This window comes from Bradyrhizobium acaciae, from assembly GCF_020889785.1.
Classification (GTDB): Bacteria; Pseudomonadota; Alphaproteobacteria; order Rhizobiales; family Xanthobacteraceae; genus Bradyrhizobium; species Bradyrhizobium acaciae.
The window spans coordinates 1-19,808 of record NZ_JACMYK010000083.1 but is presented as its reverse complement, the minus strand read 5'-3'; the positions used below and the strand labels follow the sequence as shown (position 1 = coordinate 19,808).

Sequence of the window (19,808 nt, the reverse complement as noted above, 5' to 3'; positions counted from 1 at the left end):
ACCTGTACCCCCTCACCCGGATCGCATCTTACGATGCGATCCGACCTCTACCCGCAAGCGGGGCGAGGTAAGTCACTTCTTCGCGCGCTCGATGCCTTCGAGGATCAGCTTGCGGGCTTCGTCGGCGTCGCCCCAGCGCAGCACCTTCACCCATTTGCCCTTCTCGAGATCCTTGTAGTGCTCGAAGAAGTGCTGGATCTGCTGCAGCGTGATGTCGGGCAGGTCGTTGTAATTCTGTACCTTGTCGTAGCGCTGGGTCAGCTTCGACGACGGCACCGCGATGATCTTCTCGTCGCCGCCGGCCTCGTCCTCCATCAAGAGCACGCCGACCACGCGGACGCTCATCACGGCGCCCGGCACGATCGCGCGGGTGTTGACGATCAGCACGTCGCAGGGATCGCCGTCGCCCGACAGGGTGTGCGGGATGAAGCCGTAATTGCCGGGATAGCGCATCGGCGTGTACAGGAAGCGGTCCACCACGAGCGTGCCGGCCTCCTTGTCCATCTCGTACTTGATGGGCTCGCCGCCGACGGCAACCTCGATGATGACGTTGACGTCGTGGGGCGGATTTTTTCCGATCGATATGGCGTCGATACGCATGGATTGCTCCGCGTGGCCTTTGGAAGTTGAGAACGATGTGATTTTTTGGTTGGCGCCGCCAGGCCGCAAAACAGCATCAGGCCCGGCCTTGGGAGCCGGGCTGGCTGTCGCGCGCAAACGCTCAGGCTGGTTTAGCCTTGCCGCCGCTGCGAGAGAAGCAGGATTTTCAGTTCGCCCAGGCGAAAGCGACCTTGTCGAGCGACTTCGGCCCGAACCGCTCCGAGGAGCGCGCCACCATCCGGCCGCCCAGCGCGCGGTAGAACTCGGTCGCCGGTTCGTTATCCGAGAGCGCCCAGATCACCATGCTCTTCAGGCCGCTCTGCAGGAGATCGCGGCGGGCGGAGGCGAACAGGCGACGGCCGAAGCCGAGACCCTGGAATTCCGGCCGCAGATAGAGTTCGTAGATCTCGCCTTCGAAATGCAGGCTGCGGGCGCGGTTGCGGCCGTAATTGGCATAGCCTGCGATGCGGTCGCCGAACACCAGCACGCTGACGCGGCTGCCCTTGCGGATAGCGCTGTCCCACCACTGCGGGCCACGGCGATTGATCAGCTTCTCGAGTTCGGCGCCGGGGATGATTCCCTGATACGCCGAGCGCCAGGCTTCGTCATGGGTAGACGCCACCGCAGCCGCGTCTGCAGCTTTGGCCGGCCGGACCTCGATTAGCGTTGTGCTCATGCACCTAATCAAAGCAAGTCAGCGGGCCGCCTTCAAGGTCCATCGTTAATTATCGGTTAACCTGTGGATTTTTTGCATCAGTGTCATGAAAACTTGTACCGAAAGAGGACACTCGCGGGGCCCGCGCAACCAATCGCCGGTCCTGGCCTGTGCAAAGCGTGATCGCGCGCGCTGTATGACTATGCCGCAGTTGGGAAAAAGGCCATTCGGCGCTGATTCGCCGCCGGAATTTTGCGAGCGAATCCAGTCGCGAAGCCGTTGCATCATGCCCTTCGCGCTTGCGCCGCCGCAGTGGATTTTCACGCGGGCCCGGCCTATGGCAGCAGCGGTATCTGTGCGCGCCGAAACCGGCCCGATCACGAGCGGACTGCGATGACGCTCTATTTCCTGATCAAATATCTGCATGTGCTCGGCGCCATCGTGATCCTCGGCACCGGGACCGGCATCGCCTTCTTCATGCTGGCGGCCCATCGCTCCCATGATGTGGCCTTCATCGCGCGCACGGCGACGACCGTCGTGATCGCGGACATGATCTTCACGCTCAGCGCCGTGCTGCTGCAGCCGGTGAGCGGCGGCCTGCTGATGATGCTGTCGTCGACGGGCATCACCGAGCGCTGGTTGCTGGTGTCGCTTGCGCTCTACGCGCTCGCCGGCGCGTTTTGGGTTCCTGTCGTCTTCATGCAGATGGAGATGCGCGACCTCGCACAGGCCGCCGCCGACAAAGGCCTGCCGTTGCCGCCGCGTTACCATGCGCTGTTTCGCCGCTGGTTCCTGTTCGGGATTCCCGGCTTCGGCTCGGTGATGATCATCCTGTGGCTGATGATCGCGAAGCCATTTTAGAGCATGATCCCGGAAAAGTGTGCAGCGGTTTTCCGAACAGGATCATGCTCAAACAAGACTCCCATGAGTGACGACGCATCACACAACATCCTCGTGCTCGGCGCGTCGGGATTGATCGGACGCTATGTCACCGATGATCTGCGCGGGCGCGGTTTTCAGGTGATCGGGATCGCGCGGCATTTCACGCCCGCTCAAAAGATGAGCGCGGCCGACCTCGAGCTTCCCGTGATGTCGATGGATGCCGCAGCGCTGACGCAGCTCATTCGCACGCATGAGGTGGACGTTGTCGTGAATTGCCTCGGCGTGCTGCAGGATGGCCCCGGCAGCGACACAGGCGCGGTGCATCGCGATTTCGTCGCGCGGCTGCTTGCGGCGATCGGCGACAGCCATCGCGCCATCCGTCTCGTCCACATCTCGATTCCCGGCACGGCCAGTGAGGACCGCACCGCCTTCAGCACCACCAAGCGTGAGGCCGAGCGGCTGATTGCGGCGTCAGGGATCGCGCATGCGATCCTGCGCCCGGGCTTCGTCATTGCGCCGTCGGCCTATGGCGGCAGCGCCATGCTGCGCGCGCTGGCGGCGCTGCCGGTCGATCTGCCGGCCGATGAGGCGGCGACGCCGTTCCAGCCGGTCGCGGTCGAGGATATCGCCGCCACCATCGCCTGGCTCGCGGCACGCGATGTCGCCGATGAGCGCGTCCGAGCGGTGACATGGGATCTGATGCAGAAGCAGCCGGTCTCGCTCGGCGTCGTCGTCGCCCAGTTCCGCTGGGCATTCGGCACGGCGAAACATTTCCGCATCGCCTCGCCGTCGTTCCTGATCGATCTCGGTGCTCGCCTCGGTGATCTCACCAGCGGGCTCGGCTGGACGCCGCCGCTGCGGACCACCGCGATCGCCGAGCTGCGCCGCGGCGTCACCGGCGATCCCGCAGGCTGGATGGATGCCACCGGCATCGCGCCGAAGACGATCGCACAAGCGGTCGGCGCGCGTCCGGCGACGATCCAGGACAAATGGTTCGCGCGGCTGTTCCTGATCAAGGCGTTGATCTTCGCGAGTCTGGCGCTGTTCTGGATCGCCTCCGGCTTCATCGCGCTGGTGATCTCCTATGACGCGGCCGCCGGCATTCTGACCGCGCATCATTTTCCGCCCGCTCTGGTCGGGCCGGTGACGGTGCTGACCAGCCTGATGGACATGAGCATCGGCGTGCTGATCGCGATCCGGCGCACCGCGGCGTTGGGTCTCGTTGCCGGCATCATCGCCTCGCTCGGCTACATGACGGGATCGGCGATCCTGACGCCCGATCTCTGGATCGAGCCGCTCGGCGCGCTGGTGAAGACCGCGCCCGCGATAGTGCTCATGCTGGTGGCGCTTCTTATTCTGGACAATCGATGAGTAGCTGGCCCGACGACGACGTGATCCTCTACGACGGTGTCTGCATCTTCTGCTCGCGCTGGGTCCGTTTCGTCATTGCGCGCGACACAGCGCGCCGTTTCCGCTTCACGCCGATCCAGTCCGACTACGGCACGCGGCTGGCAAAAACCTTCGGCATCGACCCCGACGACCCCGACACCAATGCCGTCGTCCATGACGGTATCGCCTGGATGAAGTCCGATGCCGCGTTGACGGTGCTGAGCCATCTCCCGGGCTGGGGCTGGACAAGTGCGCTGTTCGCGGTGCCCAAGCCGCTGCGTGACGCCGTCTACAGCGTGATCGCGCGCAACCGCTACAAGATTTTCGGGAAGTACGAGACGTGCTTCGTGCCTGATGCTGACATGCGGGCGAGGGTGCTGGAGTAGGAAAAATACTAGGAGAATGATGCCTCGTAGCTGAGGGGCGATAGATGGACAAAGCTCCTCAGTGGTGGAATCAGCTCAAACATTCTTGGGGATGCTGAGAAATCAAAGACTCTGCAGAGTCGAAAAGCATCTGGTCGTTCTTCTGCCAAGGAAAGCTCATTTCTCGTGATGTAAAACGGCGTCACGTCGGCGCCGACGGTAGTTTTAACTTCAAGAAAGCGTTCTTTGCCGCGTTCATCGAAGGAAAGTATGTCGTAACCCGCGCCGTCACCTAGCTCCTCTGAAATCCACCGAACTTTCTTGGCAAGATCGGGTCGGTCGAGTTCCGTTAGCCTTTGATGTTCGTACTGAAAAACCAGCTCTTCTCCGTCCCTGCCGAGCTTGCGATTTCGGAAATCTCGCTCGACCGGATTAAACTTGCGGATCAATCGCTGTATGTCCGCTCTACTCGGATTCGCGGCCAGAAGAGGCGGCGGCGTTCCAACAAACAGTCCCTGCCGCTCAGCGAATCCTTCCACGGTCTTTTCCGGGTACAACGCCATGGGATGCGAAGAAAGATACCGATCGATAGCCGGGATAATAGCCTTCTGATAGTTGGCGGCCGGCATGTACCCGGCAATCCTTGGAAGCCCAAGCTTGAGCAACACCGCTGAGATATTTTGGTGTTTGAACTCGATTGAACCCTCGGATCGATCGATATGGCGCCGAAGAAGGCGACTATGCTCCGCCTTGCTGTACGATTTCCCAATAGCTTCGCCTTGTAGCATCAGGAAATAGTCGGCGACGATCAGATCAAGCTCTTCGTCGGTCCAGTTTCGTCGTTCGTTGGGCTCGTGTGCCATTGCGGCTTACGTTGCCCTAACGGCCCATGGTTCGAATAGGAAACGGTCGTCGATCAAGGTCAAACTTGTTGCCGAGCCATTCAACAAACTCAGTCGGCGTCTGTTTGGATTTCCAGTTTCGCTGCAAGTATTCCTCATCGAGGCCAGCGTCCTCGATCGTGATGCAGTAGATATCAGTGAGCCTTTGATCCACGGCTCCGCGCCAACCCAGATATCCCTGATCTGTCGCCATCGTTCGTCTCGGACCAAACATTTTCATTAGAATGGCCGGTCCGGCCGAGCCGTGCAAGTCGGTTCAACCTTGGGCTTTGGTTGGGGTCCCAAGCACCTCCTTCGCCGCCCGCTCCCCCGAGTCCCGCGCGCCATGCGCGGTCGAGAAGAAATGCGGCGACGTCGCCTCGCCTGCGAAGAACAGCCGGCCGTCGATCGGGGCGGCGAGAGCGGCGCGCTTGTCGGCGTGGCCGGGCAGCGCGTGCGAGTAGGAGCCGCGGGCGAACGGGTCGTGGGCCCAGCGGGATTCGCTGAGCGGCGTCAGCTTGCGGCGGAAATCATTGCCGAGGAAGGAAACGATCTCGTCGATGCTGTGCGCGGCGATGGCGCCGTCGCCGGCATCTTCGAGCGCTTGCGCAAAACGGCCGCCGAAGAAGCCTTCGATGCAGGGCTGGCCGAACGGACGGATGTGGTAGGTGCCCATCTCGGTGCGCATCGTGGCGCCGCGCAGATTGCCTTCCTTTGGCAGCGCCTCGGGCTCGGCGAGCGCCAGGGTCACCTTGTCGGCGAGGCCGAGCGGCAGGCCGCGCGCGGCATCGAGCTTGTCCGGCAGCGCCGGCGAAAAGCGGATCGCCTCGTCGGCGATCAGGTTGGTCGGCACGGTGACGATCACCCTGTCCGCCTCCAGTGTGCCGCGTGAGGTCTCGATGCGGACGCGCTTGCCTGCGTGATCGATCAGCCGGACCTCGCAGTTCAGCGCGACCGATACCTGTTCGCCATAGGCTGCGACCAGCGCGCCATAGCCGCGCTTCACGCGCCAATTGACGTTGCTGTCCTCATAGGCGTCGAAGTCGAGGATCGAGAGCTGGTCGAGCTCGCAGCCGTTCACATAGGTCGAGATCGCATCGATCATCGGGTTCCAGCGGTTGCCGGGCTCCAGATAGCGATCGGCCGAACCGTCCTTGCCGCCGCGCGCGGCCGCTTCGAGGCGATCATAGAACTGGTCGAGCGCGAGCATGAACGCATCGCGGTCGGCCTGCGGGAATGCCTTGCCGTAGGCGCGCTCGCGCCACGGCGGCAGGTCCTTGTTGAGCTCGAAGCCGAGTTGCTGGGCGATGCCGACGAAGCTGTTCTGGTCAGCCGAGTGCAGCCAGCCGCAGCCGACGTCGAACACCACGTCAGGCGCGGCCTGAATCGTATGCGCGCGGCCGCCGAGGCGGTCGCGGGCCTCCAGTACGATGCTGGAAAGGCCGGTGCCCTTCAGCGCATGCGCGGCGCCGAGGCCTGCGGCGCCGGCGCCGATGATGGCAACATCGACCCTGGAAGGAAGGGAACTCATGTCCCGGCTCTAGCACGTCTGGCGACACGTCCAAAGTCAACACGCGCATAACTGTCATCACCCGCGAAAGCGGGTGATCCAGTATTCCAGAGACAGGAGTGATTGAGCCGATGAGCCGCGGCGTACTGGATGCCCCGGTCAAGCCGGGGCATGACAGTTTCTATGCGGGACCGTTTACGCCACCGCTTCCTTGGCCTTCTCGGCGCGCTTGCGGTCGTTCGGATCGAGGTGCTTCTTGCGCAGCCGGATCGACTTCGGCGTCACCTCGACGAGCTCGTCGTCTTCGATATAGGCGAGCGCCTTTTCCAGGGTCATCCGGATCGGCGGCGTCAGGCGCACCGCTTCGTCCTTCGAGGTGGTGCGGATGTTGGTGAGCTGCTTGCCCTTCAGCACGTTGATCTCGAGGTCGTTGTCGCGGGTGTGCTCGCCGACGATCATGCCCTTGTAGACCTTCCAGCCCGGCTCGATCATCATCGGGCCGCGGTCTTCCAGCTTGAACATCGCATAGGCCACCGCTTCGCCCTGGTCGTTGGAGATCAGGACACCGTTGCGGCGGCCCTGGATCTCGCCCTTGTAGGCGGCATAGCCATGGAAGATGCGGTTCATGATCGCGGTGCCGCGGGTGTCGGTGAGCAGTTCGCCCTGGTAACCGATCAGGCCGCGGGTCGGCGCGTAGAACACCAGCCGCAGGCGGTTGCCGCCGGACGGGCGCATCTCGATCATCTCGGCCTTGCGCTCGCTCATCTTCTGCACGACGACGCCGGAATGCTCCTCGTCGACGTCGATCACGACCTCTTCGATCGGCTCCTGCCAGTTGCCGGTCGCCTCGTCCTTCTGCAGCACGACGCGCGGACGCGACACCGAGAGCTCAAAGCCCTCGCGGCGCATGGTCTCGATCAGGATCGCGAGCTGCAATTCGCCGCGGCCGGAGACTTCCATGGAATCCTTGTCGGCGGCCTCGACGACGCGCAGCGCGACATTACCCTCGGCTTCGCGCATCAGGCGGTCGCGGATCATGCGCGAGGTCACCTTGTCGCCTTCGGTGCCGGCGAGCGGCGAGTTGTTGACGATGAACGACATCGACACCGTCGGCGGATCGATCGGCTGCGCCGGCAGCGGCGTCTCGACCGAGGGATCGCAGAAGGTGTCGGCGACGGTGCCCTTGGTGAGGCCCGCGATCGCGACGATGTCGCCGGCCTCAGCCTCTTCGAGCGGGGTGCGCTCAAGGCCGCGGAAGGCGAGGATCTTGGTCAGGCGGCCGCTCTCGATCAGCTTGCCGTCGGCGGACAGCACCTTGACCTGCTGGTTCGGCTTGATCGAGCCGGAGGAGATGCGGCCGGTGATGATGCGGCCGAGATAGGGGTTGGCCTCGAGGATGGTGCCGATCATGCGGAACGGACCTTCCTCGACCTTCGGCGGCTCGACATGGCGCACGATCAGGTCGAACAGCGGCTGCATGCCGAGGTCCTTCGGACCCTCCGGGCTCTCCGCCATCCAGCCCTGCTTGGCCGACCCGTACAGGATCGGGAAGTCGAGCTGCTCCTCGCTGGCGTCGAGCGCCGCGAACAGGTCGAACACCTCGTTGATGACTTCGGTCGGTCGGGCGTCGGGACGGTCGACCTTGTTGATGACGACGATCGGCTTCAGGCCGATCTTGAGCGCCTTCGACACCACGAACTTGGTCTGCGGCAGCGGACCCTCGGCGGCGTCGACCAGCACCAGTGCGCCGTCCACCATGTTGAGGATGCGCTCGACCTCGCCGCCGAAGTCGGCGTGGCCGGGGGTGTCGACGATGTTGACGCGGATGTCCTTCCACTGCACCGAGGCCGCCTTGGCCAGAATGGTGATGCCGCGCTCGCGCTCCAGATCGTTGGAGTCCATGGCGCGTTCGGTGACCTTCTGGTTCTCACGGAAGGTGCCGGATTGCTGCAGCAGGCGGTCGACGAGGGTGGTCTTGCCGTGGTCGACGTGGGCGATGATAGCGACGTTGCGAAGGTTCATGGCTCTTCTTCTGGTCGTGCAATGGTCAGATGCGCGATCTCGCCGGACCGATTTGGCCGGCCGCTCGCTCACGTGGCCCAATCGGGGCCCGGATCACGCTCATACCCAAGAAATTTGACGGGGACGCATCACCCCAAAAAGGAAGCCCGGTCAGAGGACCGGGCACCTTGCGCGTTGCGGCGCAATATAGTCAGAAATCACCAAAAAACAATGATTTATTGACGGTTTGGTCGATCGAAATTAGGGCCGGAAGGGCCGGTTTTGGCAGGTTCCCGTGACCGGCGTCATTTCCGGGAACGGGCCAAAACGATCAATACGACGCCGCCAAGCGCCATCAACATCACCACCGGCGTGAATGGGTCCCTGCCCGGTTCGACCGAGGTGACGATCAGGACTGCACACAGCACGCCGGGCAGCAGCAGGATGACGCCCAGAAACAGCATGAACGAGGTCAGACAGCCGCTGCTTTGGCGCGGTTGCCAAGAGCTGTTCGGCGGCGGTTGGTCCAGGCTGCTCATGATTCGTCGCGCCTCCTACGGCTACCGCCCCTTGATCGCAGCCCGGATCAGCATGATGCCGGCGAACCCGACCAGAAGGCCGAGCAGGGTCAGGAACAGCAGGCCGGGCTCCAGGCTCGAGTTGGTCAGCGAGCCGATCCCGAACAGGAGGGCGCACAGCCCGGGCAGCAGCAGGACCAGCCCGAACACCACCATGAACGCGGTCGCGCAGCCGCTGCGTGGCGCGGGCAGCGCGGGCGGCTGCGCTGGTGCAGGCGGCACAGGAGGAGGATTGGTCTCGCTCATGGCTGTTGGTCCACCAGTGGGTTCGCGATGCCGGCCGTTCCTAGGATCGAGGTCTGCGGATGGCCCACCAGATCAGGGCCACGCCGAAGCACGCCACCAGCAGGCAGGCGGCGACGAACTGAAGGTCATCGGACGCTGTCTTGGCGACGCCGGCAAATACGAAGATCAGCGCGCAGAGGCCGGGCAGCAGCAGAATGACGCCGGCAACGATCATCAGCGCCGTCACGCAGCCGTTGCGCTGCTCCGGAGGGCGGGGCGGAGGGGGCGCGCTGGTCTCGCTCAACGCGGCACCTCCTCGCTCTGCCGTGCCTCTCGATAGGTCTGCCCGGCCAGGCTCGCGCGGATGCCGTCGATCAGCCCATTGCGGTAGAACAGGTTGTAGGTGTCGAACGGGATGATCGCGCCGCTCTCGGTGACGAAGTGGATGCAGCTTCGCTTGACGTTGCCGACGCAGAAATTGAAGCGATCGAGGAATTGCACGATGGTGACGCGGAACACGTTCTCGTAGGTCAGGCCTTCCGGCACCTCGAAGCTCGGCAGGCAGCACAGCAATTCGCAAACCCGTTCGCTCGTGTTCAGCGGCCCCGACGACAGCGAAAACAAATCGACGAACTTTTCCCGCAGCACCGGATATTTTTCCGGGCTGATCGTGTTCGGCATCACCGCGATCAGCTGCTCCTGCGGGATCAGCGAGGTCAGCGGCAGCACCTTGTCGGCGTTGCGCAGGCCGTAGCCGATCGAGATGCTTTCGGGATTGCACGGCAGCGGGATCATGTCCTTGTCGCCGAACACCCCGGTCTCGATCACGCGCTGGCGGATCTCCGACAGCATGATGCGGTCGGTATCCTTGTTGAAATCCTCGTTGCGGCCGGCGTCCTGCACCGGCTGCAGCGTGACGCCGCGGACGCACTTCCAGGTCAAGGCATGGCGAACGATGTCGCCGATCTCGGCGTCGTTGACGCCGCGCTTGATGGTTGCGACCAGCGTGGTCGAGACGCCCTCACGCTCGAGATTCTCCAGCGCCTGCTGGCGGATCTTGCGCAAATCCGCGCCGCGCAGATTGACCAACGCCTCGCGCTTCAGCGAATCGAACTGCAGATAAACTTCAAGGCCACGCTTGTTTTCGGCGAGTTTCGCCACGAACTCCGGCTCGCGCGCGATCCTGAGGCCGTTGGTGTTGATCATGACATGGCGGATCGGGCGGGCGCGCACCGCATCCAGAATGGCGAAGAAATCCGGATGCAGCGTCGGCTCGCCGCCGGAGATCTGCACCAGGTCAGGCTCGCCCTCGCTCGCCACCAGCGCGTCGAGCATCTTCTCGATCTTGGCCAGCGGTGTGAAGCTGGTACGTGCCGGCGCGGAATCCGCAAAGCACACTGGGCAGGTCAGGTTGCAATGCTCGGTGATCTCGATCAGCGCCAGGCAGGAGTGCTGCTCATGGTCGGGGCACAGCCCGCAATCATAGGGGCAGCCGAATTCGGTGTGGCGCTGGAAGGCGAGCGGCCGGTCACCGGGCTTGATGAAATCCTTGCACAGCCGCCAATAGGCCTGATCGGTCGAGACCAGCGTCGATTGCACGCCGTGCTGCTTGCAGCGCTTCTCGTACCAGACCTCGTTGCCGAGAATCTGGATCTTGGTCGGCACCAGGGTCAGGCAGGTTTCGCAGAGCGACTGGGTCTGGCCCCAGAAGATGTAGGGGCGCGACTTACGCAGCGGCGCGTTCATGCTTCACACTCACATTCGGCGCCGTCGCGAGCATGACGGCGGCGTAGACCATGACAAACAGCGACAGCAGGTGGAACAGCGAGAACGGGCCGATCAGCGCGCCGTAGGGCTTGATGAACTCCCACACGAAGCGCTGCAGGCCGTAGTAGAACAGCACGAGGTAGAATCCATTGGTGATGACAGCGGCGTTGCGGTTCAATACGGCCCAGACATAGAACGCCGCGAAGGTGGCCATCGCCAGGCCCTCATAGAGCTGCACCGGGTGGCGCAGCACGCCGTCGCCGAAATCATGGCCCCAGGGCAGCGTGGTCGGCGTGCCGTAGGTGAAATCCTCGAGCCCCGCGAAATAACAGCCGAGCCGGCCGACCGCGACGCCGATCGCGAGCGGCAGCGCGAACCGCGCCCCGGTGCGCAGCGAGATGCCGTGCAGCCATTTATAGAGCTCGATCGCGACGATGCCGCCGGCCAGCGCGCCCTCGACCGAGCGGGCGATGCCGGATATGCCCGAGAACCACAGGTTCAGCGTGCCGAAGATGTACGCGCCGATCCCGGCGCCGAACACCAGCGCCGCGATATAGGTCAGCTCGAAGGATTGCCGCGGGAATTGCAGCCCACGCACCCGTGACAACCACCACATGGCGATCGCGGCCGCGCCCCATGCTGCAACGTCGAAGACGGCGTGAAGTTCAGCCCCACTCATGAGGCGAGTGTAGCGTGATTTTCGCGGTGTGCGATAGTCGGATGCTTTCCGACTTGCGCTGGCCTTTCCGTATCGTCATGGCCGGGCACAGCCGTCCGAAGGACGGCGTCGCTTCCACTCGCCTATGTCCCGGCCATCCACGTCTTCCTGCACAGGAATATCAAGACGTGGATGCCCGGGACAAGCCCGGGCATGACGAGTTACAAAAAGCGTTCCGAATTCGTAGCGTGAGTCATCCGCCGCAAGCGGCGGCATCAGTTCGCCGGGTTGTCCTCGCTTGGATAGACCCCGCGCAGCACTTCCTCGAAGTGATCCTTCACCGCCTCGTTGCACAGGCAGGAGCGCAGCTTGAGCTTGTCCGGGTCGCGGATCACGATCGCGCCGCGGCGGGTGTCCAGCACGCCCTCCGCCTTGAAGTTCTGGATCACCCGGCTGGTGTAGCTGCGACCGACGCCGAGCAGGGTCGAGAGCTGCTCATGGGTGAGCGGCACCACGCCATTGCCGTTGGTGCGCTCGATCGCCGAGATGATCCATTTCGCAGCGCGCTGCTCGATCGAGTGGATCGCGTTGCAGGCGGTCGACTGGAATATCTGCGCCAGCATGCAGTCGGCATAACGCGCGAAGATGTTGCGCACCGAGATCGACCTCAGCTTGGCGGCGTCGAGCCTGCTGATCGGCAGTCGCACGAACGGGCCGCCGAACTTGACGGTGATGCGGGTATAGGCCGGCAGGAATCCCTGACTGACGATGCCGCCGACCGCGCCCTCGCGGCCGACCAGGATGGTCTCGACATCGCGCCCGTCTTCGTTGGGCACCATGTAAGACGCGAGGCTCGGTCCGCATGGAAAATGCACGATCTGGACATCGTCGCCGGGATTGTAGAGCAGGTCGCCGGCCTCGGCCTCGACCACCGCAAGGAACGGCGCGATCAGTTCGTAATCGGCGGCGTTGAGCCGGCGCAAAAGATTATTGAACGGCCGGTCGTTCGTTCCGGCCAACTCGGTCGGCTTTGTAATCATTTGGAATATCCTGAGAACCCAACGCGGACCATAACAAGTAAGTTCCCGCGTTTATGTTCACTAGTGAACAGACGCGGCGGCTCGCGATGTGATGGTTTCGTTTCGGGAACAGCCGGCGTGCCTTTGGGCGCCGGTCGCGGGCCATCCGGCCGGACTGATCCGGTCTCTCATCCATCATCGAAGAAATGGACACCGAGCCATGGAATCCGCTCCCGATGCCGGCATGCCCGGCGACGTCCTGGTCGTCGAGGACGATCCGATCATCTCGCTCTATTTCGAGGACACCATCCTCGGCTTCGGTGCCCGGACGGTGCGCACCGCTGCGAACGTTGCCCGCGCGCTCGAACTGATCGCCGAACGCGCGCCGGATTTCGCGCTGCTCGACGTCGGCCTCGTCAGGGGCGAGAAGACCTTCGCAATTGCCGAGCGGCTCGATGCGCTGAAGGTGCCGTTCGCGTTCGTCACCGGCTATGGCACGGATATGAGGCTGCCGGATTCGCTCGCCGGCAAGCCGCGGCTGAACAAGCCGTGTTCGAGCGAGACGCTGGAAGCCGCGCTGCGAAACGGACTCTGACGGGTCGTCGGGCTTCGGGCCTCGCCGTCGGCGCTTTCGTCGTCTACGATCCAATCGGATTCGACGACGCACAGGCCTCGGGAAACCGCCATGGCGATCAGGACATCTGCCGCAGCGCCCGCAGCCGCGCTCTCTCTCGCTCTGCTGCTCGCGTCGCCGCTCGCCTCGACCGTCGTCGGTGGCTTCGTATCTCGAGCCATCGCCGAGCCGGCCGCATTGACGAGCGCGCAATCCGCCGCGCGCGAGGCCTACGACAATGCCCTGAAGAACTTCGTCTCGATCCTGCGCCAGCGGCGCGCGCAGATCGATGCCAGGCAGCCGTTGCCGAACCTGCCGGGCCAGGCGATCTATCTTGCCCGTGTCGAGATGATGAGCACGTACAAGGATCTTACCGACGCGCTGCCGTCCCGGATTGGAAGGCCCGGCAAACTGGGAATCCCTCCAGCCTATTTCGACGCCGACAATGACCCGCTGCTTGATGAGTACCGGAAGCTCTTTGACGTCATGGAGGCGCCGCCTGCCGGCGCGCAAACATCCGAGACGCCATTCAAGGACGTGGTCGATCTGGCGACGGTGATCGCGCGCGCCAAGGGTCTGAACGCAGCTGACGCCGCGGCCGCCGGCCGCATCAGCCTCGGCCTGTTCTTCGCCGAGACGAACGGCAAGCAAAATGCAGGGAATGCGCGGTCGAACACCTACAAAGGGAGCCTGCAGACCGGCCCGTCCGAAGATCGCAACGGTCGCAAGAAATGGTTAGCCATCAAACGATCAATCGCGGCCCTCGATCCTGCGCTGAGCCGTCGCGACGACAAGGAAGAAGCACGCGCCGGCAATCTCGATCACCGGTTCAATCACTGGACCGCGGTGCGCGACGGCCTCATGAACGCGCACGCGGAAATCTTCCCGCAGGTTCCGGCGATCGCAAAAGCCCTGCCCGATCCGATCGATCAGATGAAGCTGTTCGAGCTGATCCAGATCATTCCGACGCCGACCAAAGCCGCGCTCAGGTCGGGCAACCTCACGGCCTACCGAATCTCCGATCCCCGGATCATGGGATATCTGCGGAACAATAGCGTCTTCGCTTACGGCCGGGCCGACCGGGCCCGGACGTCTGCAACCTTCCGCGAGATCCTCGATGCGATGTGGCTGTTCAACGCCAAGTTCGAACAGGCGCTTGCCAAAGTCGCGGAGCTCAAGGCCGGCAAGCAGGAATGAAATCAGCAGGCTGTCAGAGCGGACCGAGCAGCGACCATCGCGGATCGCAGAACTCCTGCACGGCAGACGCGACGCCGCCGGCGATGATGTTGCGGTGTTCCGGTGAATCCATCTTGAGTTCTTCGTCCCGGTTGATGATCGAGCCTGCCTCCAGCAGAACGGCGGGCATTGCGGTCTTCCGCAGCACGATCAACTCATTATAGCTGTAGACGCCGGTGTCCTTGTTCAACAGCGGGTGTTGGTTGCCACCCATGATGGGCAGGCTGTATTGCACAGCGTAGTGCAACCCCTGCGCCTTCATTTCCTTCGCGATCAGTTCGGCGAACCGGAGGCTCGTCTCGAAGTCCGGATTCTCTCGGGAGACGAACACGGAGTACCCGCTGAAGCGGTCGCTGAAATGGCTCTTCTTGCCCTCGAATTCCCAGTCCTCGAGCATCTTGTTGGGTACGGAGTCGTGGTGGATCGACAGCAGCATATCCGCGTGCAGATTGTTGGCGCTCGCGACCCGCTTGAACAGGCTCGGTCTTGCCTTGCCGTCGGTCAGCAGCAGCCTGGTCTCGGCAAAGCCGTCGGCCTTCAACCTCTCCGCGATCAGCCGCGCAAGGCGCAGGTTGAACGCGAACTCGGCGACGTTGCGCGCGCTGATCGCGCCTTCCGATTCAGCGGTATGCCCGACATCCAGAACGATCCGGAATGTCGCGGGATCGCATTTGCCCGCGGCCGGCTTGAGAACCGAAGGCGGCAGGGCGACCGGCCCAAGGGCGGCAAGCCGGGTGGCGCGGTGCTTGGCCGGCACGCGGTGCTTGGCCGATTTGGCCGGCCTTGTCGACTGCCTTGCCGAGTTCGCGCGCTTTGGCGCCTTGGCCTGTTTGGATGAACTCTTGAAGAGATCGGGCAGCCAGCCGGCATCGCCGGCTTCGATCGGCAGCAGCGCGAACACTGCGATCGCGACAATAACCAAGCGGCGAGGTCGAAACCCCGCGACGATGCCACCGAGCACGCGAAAGAACTCGCAGCGCCTCATGCTCCGCCCCTCCGGGCCCCCAGCATAACGGCTTCGCTAGAGGTACCGGAAGAGGCAGGTCGCGTCCATCCCCGTCAATCGCAACGCCCCTGCCTTTGGGACAAGGGCATCGCGGACAGGGAGCACGGTTCCGGCTGCGGCCGAATTACACCGGCTTCGGATCGAGCGTGATCGCCCACAGCTCGGCGTCGACGCGGTCGCGCAGGCTCACCGTCATCTGCCCGCTCTTGCCGTCGATCTTGACGTGGCCGAAGAACTGCATGCCTGCCGACGGCGGCAGGTTCTGGTTGGCTTCGCCCGGCGCCTTGACGAACTTCACCTCGGGACCAAACGTGTTGTCGAGCTCGTTCGGACCGAACGTGCCGGCATGCAGCGGGCCGGAGACGAATTCCCAGAACGGGTCGAACTCCTGGAACTGGGCCTTGTTCGGATTGTAGTAATGCGCGGCGGCATAGTGCACGTCGGCGGTCAACCAGACTGTATTGACGATCCCTGCGGTCTTGATGAAGCGCAGGATGTCGGCGATCTCGAGCTCACGACCGCGCGCCGGGCCATCGCCTTGCGCGAAGGCTTCCGAACCCTTCTTGTTGGTCGCATCGTCGTAGACGATCAGCGAGAGCGGCATATCGGAGGCGATCACCTTCCAGGTGGCGCGCGAGTTGAGCAGCGCGCGCTTCAGCCAGGCCATCTGGTCCGGCCCGATGAAATAGGCGTCGGGGCCGTAGGTCTCCTGCAGGTTCGGACCGTTCGGGCCGCGATAGCTGCGCTCGTCGAGCATGAAGACGTCGAGATGCGGGCCGTAGCTCAGCGTGCGATAGACCCGGCCCGGCTCGACGATGCTCTCGCGCATCGGATACATCTCGTGGAAGGCTTTTGCCGCGCGCGCGGCGAGCACGTTGATGTCGCGCTCCTTGTAGGTCGCCGGCAGCTGCTTCGAGAGCGACCAGTTGTTGGTTACCTCGTGATCGTCCCACTGCACGAAGATCGGCACTTCGGCATTGAAGGCGCGCAGGTTCGAGTCGAGGAAATTGTATTTGTGCGCGGCGCGGTATTCGTCGAGCGTCTCGGCGACCTTGGCCTTCTCCGGGATCGTGATGTTCTTCCAGATCTTGCCGTCGGGCTGCTTCTGCTCGGCGGTGATGATGCCGTCGGCATAGATGGTGTCGCCGGAATGCAGGAAGAAATCCGGGGCGTGCTTCTTCATCGCCGAGAAGGTGATCATGCCGCCGTCGTCGGGGTTGATGCCCCAGCCCTGGCCGGCGACGTCGCCGCCCCACACGAAGGAGACGTCGCGCCGGTCGCTCGGCGCGGTGCGGAAGCGGCCGACCACGGGCTCGCCGACAACGTCGATATGGGCGAGGTCGCGGAAGCGGACGCGATAGAAGATGTCCTGGCCGGAGGGCAGGTTCTCCAGCAGCATCTTGGCGGTGAAGTCGCTCTCCGGCAGCGCCGTGATCGGCGGCAGCGCGCGGGCGTCCTTGAACGATTCCGTGGTCGCGACCTCGACCATCATCTGCGACGGCCGGTCCGCACGCGCCCACACCACGCCGCCGTCGACGCCGACATCGCCGGACTGCACGCCATGGGTGATCACGGGACGATCGGCGGCGCGCGACAGATAAGGCATCGCGATCACGCCGGCGCCGGCCGCAGCCGCAGTGGAGAGAAAGTGTCGGCGGGTGAGCTTTCGCGAAAACCGGATCGTCATGGGGAGCCTCCTCAGGTCACAGCGACAATGCGCCGCGGGCATATCAAGACCTAGGAAAATTCCATGACGGAGAGATTACAGGGGCGACCTCCAGCCTTCGCCTCAGAAAAGCTCCAAGGCACGTCAGCTTCTTCGTAAAGTGAGCACGCGTGTCAGGCTCCCTCCCCCGCAAGGGGCGAGGGAACCCTACCGCCAGCCGCTCCCTCACAGCGAAGAACGTTAAGGACCTACGCCGTGCCCGCCGCGCGAAACTGCGTCGCGGTGCGCTGCAAATTCTGCGGCATGCTCAGCAGCAGCGCCTTGCGGTCGGCGACCGCGTTGTGGAACTGCTCGAGCGCGATGTTGAACGCGGTCAGCGTGCCTTCTTCGATGGCGCCGTGCTCGAAGCTGTCCAGCGTGTGACGCAGGATATCGTCGGCTTCCGCCTGCATCTGGTCGAGCTCTTCGGTCGAATCGCTTTGCCGTGCGCCCTTCAGCATCTCCAGCAGCCGGTCGCGCTGTGAGGTGTTGGTGTTGCGCTCGTCCTGCTTGAGATAGCCGGCGAACCACGCACCGGCCGAGCCCATCGCCGAGAATGCCATCAGGCTCCACCAGATGTAGTCGCTGTAGCGGTCGAGGAAGGTCTTTTCCTCGCCGTCGACGAAGGCGGCCGCGCCCGGATGCGCCGGAATGGTGGCATCCTTGTCGGTGTCGGGCGTCTCGATCTTGGCGGCGAGCGGGAAATCGTTCTTGAGCGACTGCCGGATCGCAAACAATTGCCGGGTGAACGCCGCGACCGTCGAGTCCGACAGGCCCTTTCGCGCGACGATGTGGTGCGAGAAGCTGATCGTCTTCACCTCGTCGTCGGGCCGGTCGGCGGAGCCGAGCGAGCCGGCCGGAATTTCCGCGGCCTCATAGGCCGGATGATTTTGCGCGATCGCTCCGAGGCGTCGATCGGCAGGAACGTGGGCTCGCCGCCGTCCTTGGTCGACGCCGTGATCGCATCGATCGTGATCTTGCTGTTGGCCGGGCCGACGGCGAGATAGGCGTCGGCCTTCAGGTTCTTGATGGCGTCCGTCGCCTCATTGGCCGGGAATTGAACGATATCGACCTTCATCGGATCGACGCCGTATTGTGTCAGGATCAGCTTCAGCAAATTGACATTGGCCGGGGTGCGTCCGACGACACCGATCTTGCGGCCGGCAAGCTGTGCAATCTTGGTGATCCGAGCCGACTTCCGAACCTTGCCCTTCGCGGGCGGAACCCACATCACCACGACGTTCTTGCGCAGGGTCGCGACCGCCTGCGCATTCTTCGGCACTTCGAGATCGCCGCGGATGATGGCGAGATCGGCCTTGCCGTCGGCCAGCGTCTGCGCGCTGGCGGAGGCACCGTCGGTCTGCACCGGTCGGAGCTTGACCTGGGTATGCTGCTGGTTGTTGAAGGCCTGCGCCAGCGCCTGAACGACCTTGAGGTCATCGCTGTTCGCCGGGCCGACTGCGATCCGCAGCGTCACCGGACGTACCGCGAAGTAATAGCCGGCCATCAGCGTGCCGATGATGGCGAGCGCGCCCGCGATCAATACGAACATCAGTCGCCGCTTTGCCGAACGCTGCGGCTTGGGCGATATGCTGGCGGAGCCGTCGGTCATCGATCTCAGGTCATCGATCTCGCAAACAATCGTCGGGGCTCAATCTCGCAAAACTGCCAACGCGCATACACCCCCTGTTTGTAGCAAATTCCAGAACCGACAGATGTTACATCTCCGTCATGGTTACCAGCGGCGATAGGACGCGATTCCGGCCTCAATTTCGGCATGGATCCCACCCCGGAGGCCGGTTGTTAGGCTAAGGTCGGCGTCAAACGGGAGGGTTGCCATGGTCGAAAAGCTGTCAGTGGAAGCAAGGAAGGCCGCGCTTTGGGAACTGGCCGGCTGGTCGGAACTTGCCGGACGCGAGGCGATTGCAAAGACCTTCGTATTCAAGGACTTCAACGAGGCCTTCGGCTTCATGGCGCGCGCCGCCCTGGTGGCCGAGAAGAGCGACCATCACCCCGAGTGGAAGAACGTCTACAAGACCGTCGAGGTCGTGCTGGCGACCCACGATGTCGGCGGGGTGACCAAGCGCGATATCGACCTCGCCAAGGCCATGAACGCGATCGCAAGGCAGCTCGGGGTCAACTGACCCGGCTGCCCGCAACCTTGCGCCGGTTGCCCGACATCCCCAGATTCGCATCGTTCGCCGCCGAAACGTCGCGCGGCGCGAGGAACCCTTGCGATGGCAACGTCCGAATACGGCGTGGGATTTGAGCCTGCCGACCGACTGGCGCAGGACCGGGAAAGTGTGCGCCGCCGCTTCTGGATCAAGTTCAAGAAGGTGGTCGCGCGCCTGCCTTTCGCCGAGGACCTGCTGGCTGCGTATTACTGCGCCTTCGACCGGCAGACGCCGCGCCATGTCCAGGCCGCTCTACTCGGCGCAATCGCCTATTTCATCCTGCCGTTCGATTTCATTCCGGACATGCTGCCGGTGCTCGGCTTCACCGATGATGCCGCCGTGCTCGCCACCGCGATCCGCATGGTGGCAAGCCACATCACGCCGGAGCATCGCGAAGCCGCGCGCGCCGCGTTGAAGCGCGGGGTGCCTGCGGAGGAGTGAGGGGGAAGCAGAGGTCGGGTAGCCCGGATGAAGCGAAGCGCAATCCGGGATTGCCGCGGGTGGTTCAGCCCCGGATTTTGTTACCCCCGCGCAAAGGTGAAGC

21 protein-coding genes and 1 pseudogene are annotated in these 19,808 nt (G+C 63.6%); 7 read left to right on the top strand and 15 right to left on the bottom strand.

Going from position 1 to position 19,808, the window contains the following annotated elements; translation table 11 throughout:
* Nucleotides 1-72 precede the first annotated feature (72 nt).
* Together ppa and H8A92_RS26370 are read right to left on the bottom strand one after the other, a co-directional pair.
* A complete protein-coding gene (ppa, locus tag H8A92_RS26375; protein ID WP_229198466.1) occupies nt 73-600 on the bottom strand; it encodes an inorganic diphosphatase in 528 nt (175 codons plus the stop codon).
* 166 nt (nt 601-766) lie between these two features.
* Complete coding sequence (locus H8A92_RS26370; RefSeq protein ID WP_106326641.1) at nt 767-1,276, bottom strand: GNAT family N-acetyltransferase; 510 nt, start codon at nt 1,274-1,276, stop codon at nt 767-769.
* Nucleotides 1,277-1,648: 372 nt separating this feature from the next.
* Here H8A92_RS26370 and H8A92_RS26365 point away from each other — a divergent pair, with 372 nt between their 5' ends.
* From H8A92_RS26365 to H8A92_RS26355, 3 genes are all read left to right on the top strand, one after another.
* Nucleotides 1,649-2,116, top strand: coding sequence for a DUF2269 family protein (locus tag H8A92_RS26365; RefSeq protein ID WP_229198465.1), 468 nt, complete (start codon nt 1,649-1,651; stop codon nt 2,114-2,116).
* 63 nt (nt 2,117-2,179) lie between these two features.
* The gene (locus H8A92_RS26360; protein ID WP_229198464.1) at nt 2,180-3,508 is read left to right on the top strand and encodes an SDR family oxidoreductase; all 1,329 of its coding nucleotides are present in this window, start codon (nt 2,180-2,182) and stop codon (nt 3,506-3,508) included.
* Complete coding sequence (locus tag H8A92_RS26355) at nt 3,505-3,912, top strand: thiol-disulfide oxidoreductase DCC family protein (RefSeq protein ID WP_229198463.1); 408 nt, start codon at nt 3,505-3,507, stop codon at nt 3,910-3,912. The genes H8A92_RS26360 and H8A92_RS26355 overlap by 4 nt, the downstream gene beginning before the upstream one ends.
* An 8-nt stretch (nt 3,913-3,920) precedes the next feature.
* Here the strand turns inward: H8A92_RS26355 and H8A92_RS26350 are convergent, their stop codons facing one another.
* The 10 genes from H8A92_RS26350 to H8A92_RS26305 form a co-directional block, all read right to left on the bottom strand.
* Entirely contained in the window at nt 3,921-4,754 is an 834-nt protein-coding gene (locus tag H8A92_RS26350) for a protein NO VEIN domain-containing protein (RefSeq protein ID WP_229198462.1), read from the bottom strand.
* Between the two features lie 16 nt (nt 4,755-4,770).
* Nucleotides 4,771-4,986, bottom strand: coding sequence for a hypothetical protein (locus H8A92_RS26345; protein WP_229198461.1), 216 nt, complete (start codon nt 4,984-4,986; stop codon nt 4,771-4,773).
* 63 nt (nt 4,987-5,049) lie between these two features.
* On the bottom strand, nt 5,050-6,303 hold the full coding sequence (locus tag H8A92_RS26340) for a flavin monoamine oxidase family protein (RefSeq protein ID WP_229198460.1): 1,254 nt from the start codon (nt 6,301-6,303) through the stop codon (nt 5,050-5,052).
* A 174-nt stretch (nt 6,304-6,477) separates the two neighbouring features.
* Nucleotides 6,478-8,304: a translational GTPase TypA gene (gene typA / locus H8A92_RS26335; RefSeq protein WP_163157474.1), complete on the bottom strand. Its 1,827-nt coding sequence runs from the start codon at nt 8,302-8,304 to the stop codon at nt 6,478-6,480.
* 284 nt (nt 8,305-8,588) lie between these two features.
* Nucleotides 8,589-8,822: a hypothetical protein gene (locus H8A92_RS26330; protein ID WP_229198459.1), complete on the bottom strand. Its 234-nt coding sequence runs from the start codon at nt 8,820-8,822 to the stop codon at nt 8,589-8,591.
* 21 nt (nt 8,823-8,843) lie between these two features.
* Nucleotides 8,844-9,107, bottom strand: a complete 264-nt coding sequence (locus tag H8A92_RS26325) for a hypothetical protein (RefSeq protein ID WP_229198458.1) — start codon at nt 9,105-9,107, stop codon at nt 8,844-8,846.
* A gap of 40 nt (nt 9,108-9,147) precedes the next feature.
* On the bottom strand, nt 9,148-9,390 hold the full coding sequence (locus H8A92_RS26320) for a hypothetical protein (RefSeq protein WP_229198457.1): 243 nt from the start codon (nt 9,388-9,390) through the stop codon (nt 9,148-9,150).
* Entirely contained in the window at nt 9,387-10,832 is a 1,446-nt protein-coding gene (locus H8A92_RS26315) for a radical SAM protein (protein WP_229198456.1), read from the bottom strand. The genes H8A92_RS26320 and H8A92_RS26315 overlap by 4 nt, the downstream gene beginning before the upstream one ends.
* A complete protein-coding gene (locus H8A92_RS26310; RefSeq protein ID WP_229198455.1) occupies nt 10,813-11,532 on the bottom strand; it encodes a prolipoprotein diacylglyceryl transferase in 720 nt (239 codons plus the stop codon). The genes H8A92_RS26315 and H8A92_RS26310 overlap by 20 nt, the downstream gene beginning before the upstream one ends.
* Nucleotides 11,533-11,786: 254 nt before the next feature.
* Entirely contained in the window at nt 11,787-12,551 is a 765-nt protein-coding gene (locus tag H8A92_RS26305; protein WP_163159863.1) for a Crp/Fnr family transcriptional regulator, read from the bottom strand.
* 199 nt (nt 12,552-12,750) lie between these two features.
* Here H8A92_RS26305 and H8A92_RS26300 point away from each other — a divergent pair, with 199 nt between their 5' ends.
* Both H8A92_RS26300 and H8A92_RS26295 read left to right on the top strand, forming a co-directional pair.
* On the top strand, nt 12,751-13,125 hold the full coding sequence (locus H8A92_RS26300) for a response regulator (RefSeq protein ID WP_229198454.1): 375 nt from the start codon (nt 12,751-12,753) through the stop codon (nt 13,123-13,125).
* Nucleotides 13,126-13,215: 90 nt separating this feature from the next.
* A complete protein-coding gene (locus tag H8A92_RS26295; RefSeq protein WP_229198453.1) occupies nt 13,216-14,340 on the top strand; it encodes a hypothetical protein in 1,125 nt (374 codons plus the stop codon).
* Nucleotides 14,341-14,353: 13 nt separating this feature from the next.
* On the opposite strand, the gene H8A92_RS26290 is transcribed toward H8A92_RS26295, so the two are convergent.
* From H8A92_RS26290 to H8A92_RS26280, 3 genes and pseudogenes are all read right to left on the bottom strand, one after another.
* Nucleotides 14,354-15,364, bottom strand: a complete 1,011-nt coding sequence (locus H8A92_RS26290; protein WP_229198452.1) for an N-acetylmuramoyl-L-alanine amidase family protein — start codon at nt 15,362-15,364, stop codon at nt 14,354-14,356.
* Between the two features lie 145 nt (nt 15,365-15,509).
* Nucleotides 15,510-17,072 carry an alkaline phosphatase D family protein gene (locus H8A92_RS26285; protein ID WP_229198451.1) on the bottom strand — a complete coding sequence of 521 codons (1,563 nt, stop codon included), beginning with the start codon at nt 17,070-17,072 and terminating at the stop codon, nt 15,510-15,512.
* A gap of 227 nt (nt 17,073-17,299) precedes the next feature.
* Nucleotides 17,300-18,702, bottom strand: a pseudogene (locus tag H8A92_RS26280) (TAXI family TRAP transporter solute-binding subunit).
* 226 nt (nt 18,703-18,928) lie between these two features.
* Here H8A92_RS26280 and H8A92_RS26275 point away from each other — a divergent pair.
* Together H8A92_RS26275 and H8A92_RS26270 are read left to right on the top strand one after the other, a co-directional pair.
* A complete protein-coding gene (locus H8A92_RS26275; protein ID WP_229198450.1) occupies nt 18,929-19,234 on the top strand; it encodes a 4a-hydroxytetrahydrobiopterin dehydratase in 306 nt (101 codons plus the stop codon).
* A gap of 93 nt (nt 19,235-19,327) precedes the next feature.
* Complete coding sequence (locus H8A92_RS26270; protein ID WP_163159858.1) at nt 19,328-19,705, top strand: YkvA family protein; 378 nt, start codon at nt 19,328-19,330, stop codon at nt 19,703-19,705.
* Nucleotides 19,706-19,808: the final 103 nt, after the last annotated feature.

Coding starts and splice junctions, on each gene's coding strand:
- ppa (WP_229198466.1), bottom strand. CDS start 600: ATGCGTATCGACGCCATATCGATCGGAAAAAATCCGCCCCACGACGTC.
- H8A92_RS26370 (WP_106326641.1), bottom strand. CDS start 1,276: ATGAGCACAACGCTAATCGAGGTCCGGCCGGCCAAAGCTGCAGACGCG.
- H8A92_RS26365 (WP_229198465.1), top strand. CDS start 1,649: ATGACGCTCTATTTCCTGATCAAATATCTGCATGTGCTCGGCGCCATC.
- H8A92_RS26360 (WP_229198464.1), top strand. CDS start 2,180: ATGAGTGACGACGCATCACACAACATCCTCGTGCTCGGCGCGTCGGGA.
- H8A92_RS26355 (WP_229198463.1), top strand. CDS start 3,505: ATGAGTAGCTGGCCCGACGACGACGTGATCCTCTACGACGGTGTCTGC.
- H8A92_RS26350 (WP_229198462.1), bottom strand. CDS start 4,754: ATGGCACACGAGCCCAACGAACGACGAAACTGGACCGACGAAGAGCTT.
- H8A92_RS26345 (WP_229198461.1), bottom strand. CDS start 4,986: ATGGCGACAGATCAGGGATATCTGGGTTGGCGCGGAGCCGTGGATCAA.
- H8A92_RS26340 (WP_229198460.1), bottom strand. CDS start 6,303: ATGAGTTCCCTTCCTTCCAGGGTCGATGTTGCCATCATCGGCGCCGGC.
- typA (WP_163157474.1), bottom strand. CDS start 8,304: ATGAACCTTCGCAACGTCGCTATCATCGCCCACGTCGACCACGGCAAG.
- H8A92_RS26330 (WP_229198459.1), bottom strand. CDS start 8,822: ATGAGCAGCCTGGACCAACCGCCGCCGAACAGCTCTTGGCAACCGCGC.
- H8A92_RS26325 (WP_229198458.1), bottom strand. CDS start 9,107: ATGAGCGAGACCAATCCTCCTCCTGTGCCGCCTGCACCAGCGCAGCCG.
- H8A92_RS26315 (WP_229198456.1), bottom strand. CDS start 10,832: ATGAACGCGCCGCTGCGTAAGTCGCGCCCCTACATCTTCTGGGGCCAG.
- H8A92_RS26310 (WP_229198455.1), bottom strand. CDS start 11,532: ATGAGTGGGGCTGAACTTCACGCCGTCTTCGACGTTGCAGCATGGGGC.
- H8A92_RS26305 (WP_163159863.1), bottom strand. CDS start 12,551: ATGATTACAAAGCCGACCGAGTTGGCCGGAACGAACGACCGGCCGTTC.
- H8A92_RS26300 (WP_229198454.1), top strand. CDS start 12,751: ATGGAATCCGCTCCCGATGCCGGCATGCCCGGCGACGTCCTGGTCGTC.
- H8A92_RS26295 (WP_229198453.1), top strand. CDS start 13,216: ATGGCGATCAGGACATCTGCCGCAGCGCCCGCAGCCGCGCTCTCTCTC.
- H8A92_RS26290 (WP_229198452.1), bottom strand. CDS start 15,364: ATGAGGCGCTGCGAGTTCTTTCGCGTGCTCGGTGGCATCGTCGCGGGG.
- H8A92_RS26285 (WP_229198451.1), bottom strand. CDS start 17,072: ATGACGATCCGGTTTTCGCGAAAGCTCACCCGCCGACACTTTCTCTCC.
- H8A92_RS26275 (WP_229198450.1), top strand. CDS start 18,929: ATGGTCGAAAAGCTGTCAGTGGAAGCAAGGAAGGCCGCGCTTTGGGAA.
- H8A92_RS26270 (WP_163159858.1), top strand. CDS start 19,328: ATGGCAACGTCCGAATACGGCGTGGGATTTGAGCCTGCCGACCGACTG.